We start from the raw sequence: 1,962 nt of genomic DNA, 5'->3' as shown, positions 1-1,962 counted from the left end.
GCGGCGGATCGCCAGCAGCAGGTCCCGCTTGGCGGCGAACACGCACAGCGAGCAGGAGCAGCGGCTGGTGCCTTTCCAATCTTGGGCGCCGGGGGGGTGCCCCTATGTGTTTGGTCAAGGTCGAAGGCCAGTAGGTTCGTGTGGTTGAGGGCGGGCCGAGCCGTAGGGGTGTGCATGAGTGATAGCCAGGTCACGATCAAGCTCACGAGTGACGAGGCACTGGTGCTGTCGCACTGGCTGGAGAAGCTCCAGATGACGGACCTCAGCCAGGTTGTTGACGATCCGGCGGTCTGGGCGCCGATCCATAGGATCGCCGGAACGCTCGACAAGACGCTTCCTGAGCTGTTCGCATCCGACTATGACGAGCGGCTTGAGGCGGCTCGTCAGAGGCTTCGGCCGGAGGACTGATCGAGCGGTTTGAACTCTTCACCTGACTGCGGTGGGTTGGGGTTCGTAGAAGGTGCCGTCGCGGAGCATCGCGAACAGGACGTCGGCCCTGCGTCGGGCGAGGCAGAGCAGGGCTTGGGTGTGGTGCTTGCCTTGGGCGATCTTCTTGTCGTAGTAGGTCCGCGATGCGGGGTCGGCCAGGGCAGCGAAGGCGGAGAGGAAGAAGGCCCGTTTGAGCTGTTTGTTTCCCCTCCTGGACGGTTGTTCGCCGCGGATCGAGGAGCCCGAGCTGCGGGTCGCCGGGGCGAGTCCTGCGTATGCGGCGAGGTGGCCGGCGGTGGGAAAGGTGCTGCCATCGCCGACCTCGATCAGGATGCGGGCTCCGGTCCTGACGCCGACTCCCGGCATCGACGTCAGGACCTTGGAAAGAGGGTGTGCCTCCAGCAGTTCCTCGATCCGTCCGGCCAGCAATTTCCGCTGGTCAAGGACGGCAGTCAGGGACCCGGCAAGGCTCGGGACGATCAGCGCGGCCGCCTCGGTCCCCGGAACGGTGACGGTCTGCTCGTCCAGGGCGACGAAGATCTCATCGACGAGCCGCTCGGCCATCCTCGGTGCCTTCGGCCGCAGCAGGGTGACCAGTTGGCGCCGGCCGGCCTTGCGTATCTGGGCCGGGGAACCGAACCGTTCCAGTAGTGTGAGGATGGCCGGGTGCTGCAACCGCGGCCCCAGCACCCGTTCCAGCGACGGATGGATCTGGGTCAGCAGACCGTGCAGCCGGTTCGCGACCCTGGTTGCCTCGCCGGCCAGGTCGTCGTCGAAGCCGACAATCATCTCCAGCTCGGCGATCGTCTCGTCTTCGCCGTCGATCGCTCGCAAGGTGTGGGGCATCGCGCGGGCGGCGTCCGCAATGATGAACGCATCCTTCGCGTCCGTCTTCGCTTCGCCGGGGTAGAGGTCGGCGATTCGCCGCATCGTCAGACCTGGCAGATAGGCGACCGGGCAGCCCATGTCGCGGGCGACGGCCAGCGGCAGGGCGCCGATCGAGGCCGGCTGGTCGACCACGACCAGCACGGTTCCGTGCTTGGCCTGCAGCTTGGCGAACAGCTCGCGGAGCTTGGGTTCGGTGTTGGGCAGCCGCTTGTCGAAGGCTTTCTTCCCGGCCGGGGTGACGGCGGTGGCGTGGTGTTCGCCCTTGCCGACGTCCAGGCCGAGGAAGACATCGATGTCGCCGGTGTCGATCACGTGCAGGCCCCTTCATCACGTTCTCGTCCGACCTTGCCTCGGCACCGAGCTGCCGCATCCACGTTACGGAGAGCTCTTCCGGCCCTGGGCGAAGCCGGTGCTCAAGCCCCTCATCAGCGGTCCGTCGATGCCTCCGGACCCGGTGACACCACCCCCCGGATCATCAACAACAGGAGGGGGAAGTCATGCCGGACCCGAAGGCCGGAGGCCCCGTTGCGGAGCCACGAAGACGGTAACGGGGGGGGAGTCGTAGGTTCAGTGCGGGGCGACGGGGGAGTCCTGGTGCCATTCGCGGACCGCGGGCGTGGTCCAGTCCTTGATCGGCAGCCATTC

Annotated in this window: 2 protein-coding genes; one reads left to right on the top strand and one right to left on the bottom strand. The window is 66.7% G+C overall.

Annotated elements, in window-relative coordinates:
* The first annotated feature begins 174 nt into the window (after positions 1–174).
* Positions 175–408 carry a hypothetical protein gene (locus tag IE271_RS40725; protein WP_031051338.1) on the top strand — a complete coding sequence of 78 codons (234 nt, stop codon included), beginning with the start codon at positions 175–177 and terminating at the stop codon, positions 406–408.
* An 18-nt stretch (positions 409–426) separates the two neighbouring features.
* Here IE271_RS40725 and IE271_RS40720 read toward each other — a convergent pair whose 3' ends face one another.
* Positions 427–1,629: an IS110 family RNA-guided transposase gene (locus IE271_RS40720; protein ID WP_373308924.1), complete on the bottom strand. Its 1,203-nt coding sequence runs from the start codon at positions 1,627–1,629 to the stop codon at positions 427–429.
* Positions 1,630–1,962: the final 333 nt, after the last annotated feature.

The sequence above is a fragment of the Streptomyces minutiscleroticus genome, assembly GCF_014650875.1.
Classification (GTDB): Bacteria; Actinomycetota; Actinomycetes; order Streptomycetales; family Streptomycetaceae; genus Streptomyces; species Streptomyces minutiscleroticus.
This window is presented reverse-complemented; position numbering and strand designations above follow the sequence as displayed.

Bases quoted from the DNA above. Each gene is read 5' to 3' on its own strand.
- IE271_RS40725 (WP_031051338.1), top strand. From the start codon at position 175: ATGAGTGATAGCCAGGTCACGATCAAGCTCACGAGTGACGAGGCACTG.